12 protein-coding genes are annotated in these 12,854 nt (G+C 74.1%); 9 read left to right on the top strand and 3 right to left on the bottom strand.

Annotated elements, in window-relative coordinates:
• The first annotated feature begins 67 nt into the window (after window positions 1-67).
• From ACNF49_RS50550 to ACNF49_RS50535, 4 genes are read left to right on the top strand one after another with little or no spacing between them, the layout of a single operon-like run.
• A complete protein-coding gene (locus ACNF49_RS50550; RefSeq protein ID WP_482942128.1) occupies window positions 68-601 on the top strand; it encodes a PfkB family carbohydrate kinase in 534 nt (177 codons plus the stop codon).
• Window positions 598-1,323: a GntR family transcriptional regulator gene (locus ACNF49_RS50545; protein ID WP_482942127.1), complete on the top strand. Its 726-nt coding sequence runs from the start codon at window positions 598-600 to the stop codon at window positions 1,321-1,323. The genes ACNF49_RS50550 and ACNF49_RS50545 overlap by 4 nt, the downstream gene beginning before the upstream one ends.
• Window positions 1,324-1,381: 58 nt before the next feature.
• Window positions 1,382-2,077 (top strand): helix-turn-helix transcriptional regulator, encoded by a 696-nt coding sequence (locus ACNF49_RS50540; RefSeq protein ID WP_357970775.1) that lies wholly within the window; start codon window positions 1,382-1,384, stop codon window positions 2,075-2,077.
• A gap of 48 nt (window positions 2,078-2,125) precedes the next feature.
• Window positions 2,126-3,058, top strand: a complete 933-nt coding sequence (locus ACNF49_RS50535; RefSeq protein ID WP_357970778.1) for a 2OG-Fe(II) oxygenase family protein — start codon at window positions 2,126-2,128, stop codon at window positions 3,056-3,058.
• A 30-nt stretch (window positions 3,059-3,088) separates the two neighbouring features.
• Here the strand turns inward: ACNF49_RS50535 and ACNF49_RS50530 are convergent, their stop codons facing one another.
• A complete protein-coding gene (locus tag ACNF49_RS50530; protein WP_482942126.1) occupies window positions 3,089-3,814 on the bottom strand; it encodes an alpha/beta fold hydrolase in 726 nt (241 codons plus the stop codon).
• Window positions 3,815-4,000: 186 nt separating this feature from the next.
• Between ACNF49_RS50530 and ACNF49_RS50525 the strand changes: the two genes are divergently transcribed.
• Both ACNF49_RS50525 and ACNF49_RS50520 read left to right on the top strand, forming a co-directional pair.
• Window positions 4,001-4,954, top strand: coding sequence for an alpha/beta hydrolase (locus ACNF49_RS50525; RefSeq protein ID WP_482942125.1), 954 nt, complete (start codon window positions 4,001-4,003; stop codon window positions 4,952-4,954).
• Window positions 4,955-4,965: 11 nt separating this feature from the next.
• On the top strand, window positions 4,966-5,652 hold the full coding sequence (locus ACNF49_RS50520; RefSeq protein ID WP_482942124.1) for an alpha/beta hydrolase: 687 nt from the start codon (window positions 4,966-4,968) through the stop codon (window positions 5,650-5,652).
• A gap of 9 nt (window positions 5,653-5,661) precedes the next feature.
• On the opposite strand, the gene ACNF49_RS50515 is transcribed toward ACNF49_RS50520, so the two are convergent.
• Both ACNF49_RS50515 and ACNF49_RS50510 read right to left on the bottom strand, forming a co-directional pair.
• Window positions 5,662-7,974, bottom strand: a complete 2,313-nt coding sequence (locus ACNF49_RS50515) for an ATP-binding protein (RefSeq protein WP_482942123.1) — start codon at window positions 7,972-7,974, stop codon at window positions 5,662-5,664.
• Window positions 7,975-8,029: 55 nt separating this feature from the next.
• Window positions 8,030-9,229, bottom strand: a complete 1,200-nt coding sequence (locus tag ACNF49_RS50510; RefSeq protein WP_482942122.1) for a serine hydrolase domain-containing protein — start codon at window positions 9,227-9,229, stop codon at window positions 8,030-8,032.
• Window positions 9,230-9,381: 152 nt separating this feature from the next.
• On the opposite strand from ACNF49_RS50510, the gene ACNF49_RS50505 reads away from it, so the two are divergent.
• Genes ACNF49_RS50505 through ACNF49_RS50495 form a run of 3 tightly spaced genes read left to right on the top strand, consistent with a single transcriptional unit; the run spans window position 9,382 to window position 12,796 of the window.
• Window positions 9,382-9,714, top strand: coding sequence for a YciI family protein (locus ACNF49_RS50505; protein ID WP_357971205.1), 333 nt, complete (start codon window positions 9,382-9,384; stop codon window positions 9,712-9,714).
• A complete protein-coding gene (locus ACNF49_RS50500; protein ID WP_482942121.1) occupies window positions 9,707-10,951 on the top strand; it encodes an RNA polymerase sigma factor in 1,245 nt (414 codons plus the stop codon). Before ACNF49_RS50505 ends, ACNF49_RS50500 begins: the two co-directional genes overlap by 8 nt.
• A gap of 30 nt (window positions 10,952-10,981) precedes the next feature.
• Window positions 10,982-12,796, top strand: coding sequence for a glycoside hydrolase family 15 protein (locus ACNF49_RS50495; RefSeq protein ID WP_357970794.1), 1,815 nt, complete (start codon window positions 10,982-10,984; stop codon window positions 12,794-12,796).
• The last annotated feature ends 58 nt before the right edge of the window (window positions 12,797-12,854 follow it).

Below are 12,854 nucleotides of genomic sequence, written 5' to 3'. Positions count from 1 at the left end.
CGGGGGCCGCCGACCTGCTGCCGCCCGCCCAGGCGGCCGCGGTCGCCGCCGGCCTGCCCCCGGGTCCGTGCTCGTCCTGCAGGGGGAGATCCCGCTGGAGATCTCCTACGCCGCCGCGACGGCGGCCCCGCCGGGCGTGCGCGTCCTGCTCAACCCGAGCCCGGCGGGACCGTTCCTGGAGGGGACCGGGAAGGAGCTGCTGGCCCGGGCCGACCTGCTGGTGCTCAACGAGGGCGAGCTGTCCGCGCTGGCCGGCGAGACCCCCGGCGACCTGGACGACCTGCGCGGCAGGACCAGGGGACGCACCGTCGTCGTCACCCGCGGCGAGCACGGCGCCGAGATCGCCGACGACGGCGGCACTATGCTGATCGACGTCCCCAGCGTGCGCGTTGTGGACACCACCGGCGCGGGTGACGCCTTCACCGGCGCCCTGGCGGCCGCCCTCTGCGCCGGCGCGGGCCTGGTGCGCGGCGTCCGGCTCGCCTGCCAGGTGGCGACCGTCTCGGTCACGCGCCGGTTCTGTGCCCCCAGCTACCCATCGGCCGCCGAGCTCGGCATCGCCCCGCTCCGCGGTCCGTCCGTGCAGGAGAGACCCGCGTGACACGACGTCATCCCACCCTGGCCATCCAGATCCGTGACCGGCTGCACGCCCTGATCGTCGAGCAGGGGCTGCGCCCCGGTGACAGGCTGCCGTCGGAGAACGAGCTCATGACCCTGTTCGACGTCGGGCGCACCAGCATCAGGGAGGCGTTCAAGCTCCTGGAGCAGGAAGGGCTCATCCAGGCCAGGCACGGCGACGGCCGCTACCTCACCTCGCAGCCCAGCCTGGACCGGCCGCTGACCCGCCTCGAAGGCGTCACCGAGATGCTGGCCAGCCGCGGGTTCACCGCCGACAACACCGTCCTCGACGTCATGGCCACCGAGCCGGACCGCCACCAGCGGGAGCTGCTGCAACTGCCGCCCGGCGAGGCCATCGTCCGGCTGGAACGCCTGCGCAGGCACCGGGACGACGCGCTGCTGTACTCGATCGACCTGTTCCCGCGCTCGCTCATCGGCCGCCCCCTGGACGAGGTGGACTGGACCGGCTCGCTGTTCCAGCTCCTCACCGAGCACGGCCACACCATCGCCTACGCCGTCGCCCAGGTCCGCGCGGTGACCCTGAGCCACGCCCAGGCCGAGCGCATCGGCACCCACGAGGACGGCGGCGCCTGGCTGCTGCTCCTCCAGACCCACCACGGCAGCGCCGGACGGCCGGTGCTGTATTCGCAGGACTACCACAGGGGCACCGACTTCTCCTTCCACCTGGTGAGACGCCGCGACTGAGTGAGCCGCCGCCGCGTACCGACCGACCGCCGTTCGCCGACGCAGAGAGGATCATGCGATGAGTGCCATCACGCTGGAGGCCGCCCAGCCGATCCCGGCCTCCCCTTCCAGCCTCCGGGCGAGGTGCTCCAGGCTGTCCGTCTTCTGGCTCGCCGAGGACGAGGTCTCCTTCTACGGGCTCCCGCCGCTGCTGATGAAGGTGTCGAACGTGGCCGGGGTCGCGGTCGTGCGCAGCTGCGCGGAGGCCCGGCTGCTGCTGGCCGGCGAGGACTTCGACGTGGCGGTGATCCCGCTCGCCGTACTGCCGGACGTGCTCGGCGGACGCCCCCGCCGGGCCCGCCCGCAGATCCTGGCCATGGTGCGTCAGGGGGAGGAGCTCGCCCCCTGCGTCGCCCAGCGGTACGGGCTGGCCGGTTGCCTGCTGTGGGACGAGATCAATGTCGCCGGCTTGTCGGGCACCTTCGATCGGCTGCTGCGCGGCGACGCGCCCGTCCCGTCCAGGGGCGCCCCCGACCTGCTCGGCCGCCTGACCGAGCGCGAGCACATGGTGCTGGCGCTGCTGCTGCGCGGCATGAGCAACCACCAGATCGCCCGCTCGATGGGCATCTCCATCCACGGCGTCAAGCGCCACATCTCGAACCTGCTCGTCAAGTTCAACTGCTCCAACCGCACCGAGGTCGCCCTGGTCGCCCAGCGTCTCGGCCTCGACCCCGCCTCCCGCAACCCGCGCCACCTGAGCAGCACCCGCACGTAGCACGTACGACGAACCATCCCCGAACGGTCATCGAGAAACGGAGTGACAATGGACGTCCCTCTCATGGAACTCAGCGGCCGCGCCCCCGTCGTCAGGCTGCATGACATCGAGGCGGACATGGCCGCCGCCACCGACGCCATCAGGTCGCAGCTGACCGGATGGGGCTTCATGGCCGCGGAGGTGCCCGGCATCGGCGAGCGCGTCGAGGCCATGATGAACGAGTTCGCCGCGGCCTGCCGGGCGACCGGGCCGAGCCTGTCCGACTACGCCTACGACGTCGTCCCGCAGCTCGCCGTCGGCGGCACGCACGGGTTCTTCCCGTACAACTCGGAGATCCCGCGCCTGGCCAACGGCGTGCCCGACCCGAAGGAGTTCATCCACGTCAGCGGCGCCATGATCGGCGACCAGCCGCCCGGGGCGGGTGACGTGCTGCGGGCCTTCCCGGCGTTCGGCACCCGCGCCGCCGAGGTGTTCGACATCGCCTTCCGGCTGATCTCGCTCTTCGGCGAGGTCGTCCGGGGCATGATGCCGCCCGGCACGCCGGAGCTGGACCTCTCGCACGACGCGACGAACCTGCGGGTGATCCACTACCGGGACGTCGGCGACCGCGAGGTGCTGGCCCACGAGCACTCCGGCATCCAGATGCTCGGCCTCCAGCTGCCCCCGTCCGACCAGGGCCTGCAGTACGTGCTGCACGACGGCACCTGGGTCGAGCCGGTGATCGCCGGGACCGACGTCGTGCTGTGCAACATCGGCCGGATGCTCACCAGCGCCTCCGACGGGCGGTTCCGGCCGTCCACGCACCGGGTGCACACCAAGCCGATGCCGGCCGGCTACGAGCGCCTGTCGTCGGTGCTCTTCGCCTACCCGCAGCACAAGGCCCGCCAGTGGAAGATGGTGGACGGCGAGCTGATGTCGCTGAACGCCACCTGGGGCGACTTCATCGACAGCCGCTTCCAGGGGCTCGGCAAGCAGTCCTGACCACCCGGCCTCCTGGCGGCCGGGCGGCCGTCAGGAGGCGGTGGCCCGGACGGCCGCCCGGATCACGTCGGCGACCTCCTTCGGCCGCGACACCGCGACCGCGTGCGAGGCGCCGGCGACCTCCACGGCGGTCGCGCCGGCCCGCTCGGCCCCGAACCGCTGCACGTCGGGGTTGATGGCCTGGTCGGCGTCGGCGATGACGGCCCACGACGGCTTGGCCCGCCAGGCCGCCGTGGCCGCCGCCTCGGTGAACGCCCCGGCCGCCAGGGGCCGCTGCGCCACCGCGAGGACCCGGGTGACCTCGGCCGGCACGTCGGCGGCGAAGACCTGGGGGAAGGCGTCGGCGGCGATGGTGAACTCGACGGCGGCGCCGCCGTCCGGCAGCGGGTAGGCCGCCTGCCGCAGGCTCGCGCCGAGCGGCGGCTCGGGGAAGCGGCCCTGGAGCTCGCCCAGGCTCTCGCCCTCGTCCAGGACGTACGCGGCGACGTAGACGAGGCCGACGACGTTCTCCGCCGCGCCGGCCACGGTGATGATCGCGCCGCCGTACGAGTGGCCTGCCAGCACGACCGGGCCGTCGATCTGGGCCACCACGGAGGCGACGTACGCCGCGTCCGAGGCCAGGCCGCGCAGCGGGTTCGGCGGGGCCACCACAGGGACGCCGTCCCGCTGCAACTCGGCGATGACGCCGGACCAGCTCGCCGCGTCGGCGAACGCGCCGTGCACGAGGACGACCGTCGGGGTGGTGCTCTCCGTCATGGGAAAAACTCCTTCTCGGGGCAAGAGGGGACCGGTCGGCCCCGGTAGCGATCCAACAGCCGGGCCGCTCGCGCGCACGAGGCGGAAACGTACTTCTGCCTGTGGTTCCGCCTCGTCTTTCCCCAGGACGGTCGCTTGGATGGGTGACGGCCCCCCTGCTTCCCACCCCTTCTTCCTGGAGCGATCATGATCAAGCCCGTCCTGGAACCCGCCGCTCAGGCGTTCGCCGAGGCCACCGCCGAGCCGCCGTACCTCTTCCAGCTCCCGCCGGAGGAGGGCCGCAAGGCCGTCAACGAGGTGCAGTCCGGCCCGGCCGAGCTGCCCGCCGTGGACGAGGAGTGGGTGACGGTCCCCGGCGGACCCACCGGCGAGGTCAGGGCCCGCATCGTGCGGCCGGCCGGCAGCACCGGCGACCTGCCCGTGATCATCTACATCCACGGCGCCGGCTGGGTCTTCGGCAACGCCCACACCCACGACCGGCTGGTCCGCGAGCTGGCGACCGGCGCCGGCGCCGCCGTGGTCTTCCCCGAGTACGACCTGTCGCCCGAGCACCGCTACCCGGTCGCCATCGAGCAGAACTGGACGGTCGCCCGCTGGATCGTCACCGACGGCGCCGCCAAGGGCCTGGACGCCACGCGCGTCGCGGTGGCCGGCGACTCCGTGGGCGGCAACATGACCGCCGCGCTGACCACCATGGCCAAGCAGCGCGGCGGCCTGTCGCTGCGCCGGCAGGTGCTGTTCTACCCGGTGACCGACGCGTCCTTCGACACCGAGTCCTACCGGCAGTTCGCCGAGGGCTACTTCCTGCGCCGGGACGGCATGCAGTGGTTCTGGGACCAGTACACGACCTCGGACGCCGAGCGCGCCGAGATCACCGCGTCCCCGCTGCGGGCCACCGTCGAGGAGCTGACCGGCCTGCCGCCGGCGCTGGTCATCACCGGCGAGGCGGACGTGCTGCGGGACGAGGGCGAGGCGTACGCCGCCAAGCTGCGCGCGGCCGGGGTGCCCGTGACCGCGGTGCGCTACCAGGGCATCATCCACGACTTCGTCATGCTCAACGCGCTGCGCGGCACGTACGCGGCCGAGTCGGCGATCGAGCTGGCCACCGGCACGCTGCGCCGGGCCCTGCACGAGAGCTGACCTCCCGCGCCATGCCCTCCGCCTACGACCTGGACCAGGTGCGGCACGCCAACGCCACCGGGCGGGTCCCGGTCGTCTTCGTCCACGACCCGTGGTTGCTGGCCGGGAGCTGGGAGCCCTGGGCCGAGGTGTTCGGGCAGGCGGGGTTCGTCCCCGTCATCCCGGCCTGGCCCGAGGACGGCGACGCCGCCGGGCATGCCGCCGGGCACTTCGCGGGGCTGATCGGCGGGCTGGTGCGCCGGCCCGCCCTGGTCGGCCATGCCGCCGGCGGCCTGGTCGCGCAGATCCTGGCCGGGCGCGGGCTGGCCTGCGCCTGCGTGGCGATCAGCCCGGCGCCGTTCCACGGGGCGCTCACGTACGGGCGTTTCCGGCACGCCGTGGCCAACGCCGTCGGCGAGGAGGAGGCCAGGCGGCTGTACGAGACGTACGCCGTCCGGGCGGCGGAGGCGGGCGCCCCGCGGGGCCTCGACGGCACCGCGCCGGACCGGGGGCCGCTGCTGCTGGTCGCCGGCGAGATGGACCGCACGGTCCCGTGGGCCGCCGCGCACGCCTCCTACCTGTGGCAGGCGCGCAACCGGCACCACCTGACCGAGATCGTCGAGCTGCCGGGGCGCGGGCACTCGATGACGGTGGACAGCGGCTGGCGCGAGGTCTGCGGCACCGCCCTGACCTTCATCGAACGGTTCGTGGACCCCTGACCGGCCCGCTCAGCGAGCGCCTTCCGGATCCGGGATCTTCACAGCGGTCTTGAGGGCGGTCTTCACGGGGGCCAGGCGGGCGAGCTCGGCGGTCACGCGGGCCGCCCGGACGGCGTCGGCGGAGGCCTCGTACAGCTCCAGGGCCTCCTGGAACGCCTCGCGCGCCTCCTCCCGCCGCCCGAGCGCGACCAGCGCCCGGCCCAGGTTCGTCAGCGTCTGGGCCGTGGCCCGGTTGATCGGGCGCTTGCGCAGCTCGACCAGCGCCTCGCGATAGTGGTCGGCGGCCTCCTGCCAGCGGCCGAGCGCGAAGTAGCCGTCGCTCAGCAGGTCCAGCGCCGCCCCGACGGCGTGGGCGACGATGACCGGCGTGCCGCCGAACGCCGGGTCGCGCAGCCGTTCCAGCAGCTCCAGCCCGTGCCGTACGGTCTCCTCGATCCGGCCCAGCCGGCGCAGGCCGTTGCCGACGCTGAGCATGGCCTGGGCGTACCCCTCGGGGTCGCCGGCCTGCCGGAAGCACTCCGCCGCCCGCCGCGCGTGCTCCAGGCCGGTCTCCGTGGCGCGCCGGTCGTCGTGCCCCCACAGCGCCCAGGTGGCGTAGGTCAGGGCCCAGCCCTGCTGGCGCACGTCCCCGATCTCGCGGGCCAGCTCCAGCGCGCGCAGCGCGGTCCGCTCGCCCTCGTCGTAGCGGCCCTGGCAGTACGTGCGCGCCCAGGACAGGTAGTTGAGGTGCACCGCCTCCTGCGCGCGGTCGCCCATTTCGCGGGCCGCCCCGGACGACATCTCGAACACCTCGGGCCAGTGCCCCCAGTGCATCCACAGGTCGGAGAACCAGTGCATGGCCTCGGCCACCTCGACGACCCGCGCGTGCTCACCGGCGCGGGCCGCCTGCCGCAGCGCGGCCAGCCACGCCGCGCCCTCGGCCTGGAGCCATTCCTGCGCCTGCCGCGCGCTGTCCAGCTCGACCAGCGAGCTCCAGCCGGACGGCGGCGCGCCGTAGTCCGGCTCGAACCAGCGCCCGGCGACGGTCGCGACCTCCAGCAGCCAGTCGTCCATCCGCCGCCGCGCCTGCCGCTGCGCCGTCATGGGCTCCTCGTCGGACAGCCGGGCGCGGGCGAACAGCCGGACCAGGTCGTGGAAGCGGTAGCGGCCGGGGTACGGCGACTGCAACAGCCCGAGATCGACCAGTTCCTCCAGGGCGTCCTCGGCCTCGTCCGGGCCCAGCTCGGCCAGGACCGCCGTCATCGGCACCCCGAAGTCCGGCGCGGCGGCCAGCGCCAGCCGCCGGAAGCCGCGCCGCGCGGACGCCGACAGCTGCCGGTACGACAGCGCGAAGGCCGCCGCCACCGACAGGTCGCCGGCGGCCAGCGACTCCACCCGGCGTCCCTCGTCGCCGAGCCGGGCGGCCAGGTGCCCGGCGGTCCAGCCGGGCCTGCTCTGCAGCCGGTTCCCGGCGATGCGCAGCGCCAGCGGCAGGTTCCCGCACAGGTCGGCCACCTGCGCAACCCCCTCCGGGTCGGCGTCGGCGCGCTCGGCGCCGACGATCTCGCGCAGCAGCGCGGCCGACTCCCCGGCCGCCAGGTGCGCCAGCGGCACCTGGTGCACGCCCTCCAGCCCGGCCAGCGGGCGGCGGCTGGTGATCAGCGTCATCGCCGGCCCCTCGGCGGGCAGCAGCGGGCGCACCTGCGCCTCGTTCGCGGCGTTGTCCAGGATGACCAGGCAGCGCCGGTCGCGCAGCAGGGCGCGGTAGTGGCCGGCGCGGTCCTCCTCGTCGGCCGGGATGCGCCGCTCGGCCACGCCCAGGGCGTTGAGCAGCCGGGACAGCGCCGTGCACGGGTCCAGCGGGACCGGGTCCATGCCGCGCAGGTCCAGGTAGAAGCGGCCGTCGGGGAACAGGTCGGCCAGGTGCGCGGCGGCGCGCACGGCCAGGGCGGTCTTGCCGATGCCGGCCGCCCCGGAGACGGCGGCGACGACGGCGGGCGCGTCCTCGGCCGTGCGGGCGGCCAGGTCGCGCAGCAGGCGCAGCTCCCGTTCGCGGCCGGTGAAGTCGCCCACGCCGCGGGGCGGCTCGCAGGCGCCCGGCGCGGTGTCCTGGCGTGGGCGGCCGGCGCGGGCGGCGTCGGACAGCGCCGTGCGCCGCGGCTCGTCCAGCCGCAGCGCCTCGGCCAGGGCCTCGACGGTGCGTCGTTGCGGGCCCCGGCTGGTGCCGCGCTCCATGTCGCCGATGGCGCGCACGCTGACGCCGGAGGCGTGGGAGAGCTCCTCGATGGTCAGCCCGGCGGCGTGTCTCAGGCTCCGCAGCATCGTGCCGAACGACTCCGCCACTCGTCCCCCTCAGAATTACGAGCGGCGAAATCCCCCGGAACGCCGCATACCCACCTTATCTGCCGGAAAAGGGGCCGAGGTGCTGGTCGATCGAGGTGTACGTCACGGTCCAGAAGTCCTCGAAGACCTTGGGCGCCACCGGCGACGTCATCGCCACCTGGGTGAACAGCACGCCCACCAGCCCCTCCGACGGATCGGTGTAGGCCGTGGTGCCGAGCCCGCCGGTCCATCCGAACCGGCCCGGCCGGGTGTAGAGGCGATCGGCCCGGGTGTCCACCTGCACCCCGAACCCCCAGCCGCCCGACCCGAGGAACGTCTCGGCGCCCGCCTTCTGGGCCGGCGACAGATGGTCGGCCGTCATCAGGGCGACCGAGGCCCGCGACAGGATCCGGCCGCCGTCGTGCCGCCCCTGCGCCAGCAGCATCCGGCAGAACGCGGCGTAGTCGGGGGCGGTCGAGAGCAGGCCGGGGCCGCCGCCGCCGGACGGGAAGGGCGGCGGCTCGTCCCACACGCGCGGGTCGGGCCTCGGCGTCACGCCGCCCGAGCCGTCCGGCTGGTAGGAGCCCGCCAGGCGGTGGAGCTTGCCGGCGGGCAGGTGGTAGCCGGTGTCGCGCATGCCCAGGGGCGCGAAGATGCGCTCGGTCATGAAGTCGTGCAGCGGCTTGCCCGCGGCCCGCGCGATCAGCACGCCCAGGACGTCGGCGGCCGTGTGGTAGAGCCACCGCTCGCCCGGCTGGTACATCAGCGGCAGCGCGCCCAGCCGTTCGAGCCACTCGTCCGGGCCGCTGCCGGGCCCGTCGGGGCCGCGGTCGATCCGCGGGTCCCGCATCGCGCGCACAATGGGCAGGTCGTCGCCCGCCACCAGGAGCTGTCCGGTGCCGAGCCGGAAGGTCAGCAGGTCGCGTACGGTGATCGGCCGCGCGGCGGGCACCGTGTCGTCCAGCGGCGCGTCCAGGGCGCGCAGCACCCGGCGACCGGCCAGCTCGGGGACCAGGTCGTCGATCGGGTCGTCGATCCGCAGGACGCACTCCTCCACCAGGATCATCGCCGCCGCCGCGGTGACGGCCTTGGTCAGCGACGCGATCCGGAAGATCGAGTCGGCCTCGACGGCCGCCCCGCCGCCGCGCTCCAGCGTGCCCACCGGCACGACGTGCGTCTCGCCCCGATGATGGACGAGCCCGACCAGCCCCGGCACCTCGCCCCGCGCCACGACCCCGCCCAGCACGCCGAGCGCCCGCTGTTCCAGTACGCTCATCGGTCCTCCTGAAGTGACGTGTCGTGACAATGACCGGAAGTAACCGGAAAACTCATCGTCATGGCGTGTCCATCCGGGCGGGCCCCGTTCGTGGATAGGGCGTACGGCGGCCCCGCCGTACGCCGACCGCGAAGGGGAACACCGTGAAGTACATGCTGCTGATCAACGCCGGCACCTCCGACGAGCAGGAGCCGGGCGACTTCCAGGAGTGGATGGCCTACGACAAGGCCGTCCGGGAGGCGGGCATCCGGGTCGCCGGCGAGTCGCTGGCCGACCTGGTGACCGCCACCACCGTACGGGTGAGCGCCGACGGCACGCCCACCGTCACCGACGGCCCGTACGCCGAGACGCGCGAGGTCCTGGGCGGCTTCTACGTGATCGACGTGCCGGACCTCGACGCCGCCCTCGACTGGGCCGTGCGCTGCCCGGGTGCGCGCGGCGGCGGCTCGGTGGTCGTGCGCCCGGTCGCCGACTTCGATGCGTGAGATCGAGGCCGTCTTCCGTGAGGAGCGCGGCCGGCTGCTGGCCGCGCTCGTCCGCCGCTTCGGCGACCTCGACCTCGCCGAGGAGGTCACCTCCGACGCCGTCGAGGCGGCGCTGAGGCACTGGCCCGCCGAGGGCGTGCCGCCCAATCCGGGCGCGTGGCTGATGACCACCGCGCGGCGCAAGGCGGTCGACCGGCTCAGGCGCGAGCAGGCGCTCGCCACCCGGCTGGCCGTCCTGGCGGCGGAGGCCGAGCGGGCCGCCCCCGAAGCGCCTCCCGGCGAGGACGGCGGCCTGCCCGACGAACGGCTGCGGCTCTTCTTCACCTGCGCCCACCCGGCGCTGCCGGCCGAGGACCGCGGGGCGCTGACGTTGCGCTGCCTGGCCGGCCTGACCACCCCCGAGGTGGCGCGGGCCTACCTGGTGCCGGCCCAGACGATGGCCAAGCGCATCGTCCGGGCCAAGAAGAAGATCCGGGAGGCGCGCGTCCCGTTCCGCGTGCCCGAGGCCCACGAGCTGCCGGAACGGGTGCCCGGCGTGCTCCAGGTGATCTACTCGATCTTCACCGAGGGCTACGCGGCCAGCTCCGGGCCCTTCCTCCAGCGGCTCGACCTGGCCGAGGAGGCGATCAGGCTGGCCCGGATCCTGCGCCGGCTGCTGCCCGCCGAGCGGGAGGTCGCCGGGCTGCTGGCGCTGCTGCTGCTGGTGCACGCGCGGCGCGAGGCCCGAACCGGGCCCGAGGGGGAGCCGGTGCTGCTCGGCGAGCAGGACCGCGCCCTCTGGGACCGGGCCATGATCGACGAGGGCTCGGCGCTGGTGGTGACCGCGCTCAGCGGCGGGCCGCCCGGCCCGTACGCCGTCCAGGCCGCGATCGCGGCGCTGCACGACGAGGCCCCGGACCTGGCCGCGACCGACTGGCCGCAGGTCGTGGCCCTGTACGACGTGCTGCTCGCGCTCGACCCCTCCCCGGTGGTGGCGCTGAACAGGGCGGCGGCCGTGGCCATGCGCGACGGGCCCGAGGCCGGGCTGACGCTGCTGGAGGAACTGGCCGGGACGCGGCGGCTGCGCGACTACCACCCCTACCTGCTGGCCCGCGCCGACCTGCTGCACCGGCTCGGCCGGTTGCCCGAGGCCGCCGAGGCGTACCGCGCCGCGCTCCGGACGGCCGGGAGCGCGCCCGAGCGCGCCCACCTCCGCCGCCGCCTGGCCGCGCTGGAGGAGGCCGGGCACGAGGTTTGAGCACCGCTCTGACCAGGGAGAACTGCTGCGATGGGTGGAGCAGACGGTGACCGCTACCTGCCGATCGCCGAGCACGGCCTCATCGGCGATCTGCGCAGTGTGGCCCTGGTCGGCACCGACGGCACCATCGACTGGTACTGCTGCCCGGCCTTCGACTCGCCCAGCGTGTTCGCCGCGATCCTCGACGCCGACCGGGGCGGGGCGTTCGAGCTGGCCACCGACGTGCCGGCGCGGACCAAGCAGTTCTACTTCCCCGACACCAACGTGCTCATCACCCGCTTCTTCACCGAGAGCGGGGTGGGCGAGATCCAGGACTTCATGCCGATCATCGGCGAGCCGGGCGGCAGCGGCCGGCAGCGGCTGATCCGCCGGGTGCTCTGCGTGCGCGGCTCGCTGCCGTTCCACACGCGGGTGGCCCCCCGCTTCGGCTACGGGGCCGACCCGCACGTCGTGCGCGAGGTCGACGGCCTGACCGTCTTCGAGTCCGCCCAGCTGACGCTCGCGCTGAGCGCCACCGTGCCGGTCGAGTGCGACGGACGCGACGTGCGGGCGTGCTTCACCCTCGTGGAGGGCGAGTCGGAGGTGTTCGCGCTCGACCGGGTCGAGGCCGAGATCCCGCCCCTCGGCTGCCCGCACGTCGAGGCGGAGGAGGCGCTGACCGCCACGGTCGCGTTCTGGCGCAAATGGCTGTCGGCCTCCCGCTACCGGGGCAGGTGGCGGGAGATGGTCCACCGCTCGGCTCTGACGCTCAAGCTGCTGACGTACGCGCCGACCGGCGCGATCGTCGCCGCGCCGACGACCAGCCTGCCCGAGCTGATCGGCGGCGAGCGCAACTGGGACTACCGCTACCTGTGGGTCCGCGACGCCGCCTTCTGCGTCTACGCCCTGCTCCGGCTGGGCTTCACCGGCGAGGCCGAGGCGTTCATGTCGTTCCTGACCCGGCACGTCAGCCTGCGCCCCGCCGGCCCCAACGGCCCCCTCCAGATCATGTACGGCATCGACGGCCGCACCGACCTGCCCGAACGGCAGCTCGACCACCTGGAGGGCTACCGCGGCTCGGCCCCGGTACGCATCGGCAACGCCGCCGCCGGCCAGCTCCAGCTCGACATCTACGGCGCCCTGCTCGACTCCGTCTACCTCTACGACAAATGGGGCAAGCCCATCTCCAGCGACCACTGGGACGCCGTCTGCGCCCTGGTCGACTGGGTCTGCGACAACTGGGACCAGCCCGACGAGGGCGTCTGGGAGACCAGGGGCGGGCGCAAGAAGTTCCTGTACTCCCGGCTGATGTGCTGGGTCGCCATCGAGCGCGCCATGCGCATGGCCGCCCGCCGCGGCCTGCCCGCCGACATCCCCCACTGGCGCGGCGCGCGCGACGACCTCTACCGGCAGATCATGGCCCACGGCTGGTCGGACGTGCGGCAGGCGTTCGTCCAGCACGAGGACGGCGACGTGCTCGACGCGGCGCTGCTGATGATGCCGCTGGCCAAGTTCGTCTCGCCCACCGACCCGAAGTGGCTGTCCACCCTCGACGCGCTCACCGCCGACCTGGTGTCCGACTCGCTGGTCTACCGCTACGACCCGGACGCCAGCCCCGACGGCCTGCGCGGCCAGGAGGGCACGTTCTCCATCTGCTCCTTCTGGTACGTCGAGGCGCTGGTCCGCGCCGGCCGGGTGGAGGAGGCCCGCCTGGCCTTCGAGAAGATGCTGACCTACGCCAACCACCTCGGCCTGTACGCCGAGGAGATCGGCCGGACGGGCGAGCAGCAGGGCAACTTCCCGCAGGCGTTCACCCACCTGGCCCTGATCAGCGCCGCCTTCAACCTCGACCGCGCCCTCGGCTGACCCCGGGGATCCCGAGGCGCGGCCCGGGGGTATCGGGGGAGCAGCCGGAAGCTCATGA

It is taken from the genome of Actinomadura sp. ATCC 39365, from assembly GCF_054392275.1.
The sequence above is the reverse complement of the archived record's forward strand: the minus strand, read 5'-3'. Positions and strand labels throughout refer to the sequence as shown.

What these genes read in the sequence shown, in the direction of transcription:
- ACNF49_RS50530 (WP_482942126.1), bottom strand. Translation starts at nt 3,814, where the DNA reads ATGACGGAGAGCACCACCCCGACGGTCGTCCTCGTGCACGGCGCGTTC.
- ACNF49_RS50495 (WP_357970794.1), top strand. Translation starts at nt 10,982, where the DNA reads ATGGGTGGAGCAGACGGTGACCGCTACCTGCCGATCGCCGAGCACGGC.
- ACNF49_RS50510 (WP_482942122.1), bottom strand. Translation starts at nt 9,229, where the DNA reads ATGAGCGTACTGGAACAGCGGGCGCTCGGCGTGCTGGGCGGGGTCGTG.
- ACNF49_RS50500 (WP_482942121.1), top strand. Translation starts at nt 9,707, where the DNA reads ATGCGTGAGATCGAGGCCGTCTTCCGTGAGGAGCGCGGCCGGCTGCTG.
- ACNF49_RS50540 (WP_357970775.1), top strand. Translation starts at nt 1,382, where the DNA reads ATGAGTGCCATCACGCTGGAGGCCGCCCAGCCGATCCCGGCCTCCCCT.
- ACNF49_RS50525 (WP_482942125.1), top strand. Translation starts at nt 4,001, where the DNA reads ATGATCAAGCCCGTCCTGGAACCCGCCGCTCAGGCGTTCGCCGAGGCC.
- ACNF49_RS50520 (WP_482942124.1), top strand. Translation starts at nt 4,966, where the DNA reads ATGCCCTCCGCCTACGACCTGGACCAGGTGCGGCACGCCAACGCCACC.
- ACNF49_RS50505 (WP_357971205.1), top strand. Translation starts at nt 9,382, where the DNA reads ATGCTGCTGATCAACGCCGGCACCTCCGACGAGCAGGAGCCGGGCGAC.
- ACNF49_RS50535 (WP_357970778.1), top strand. Translation starts at nt 2,126, where the DNA reads ATGGACGTCCCTCTCATGGAACTCAGCGGCCGCGCCCCCGTCGTCAGG.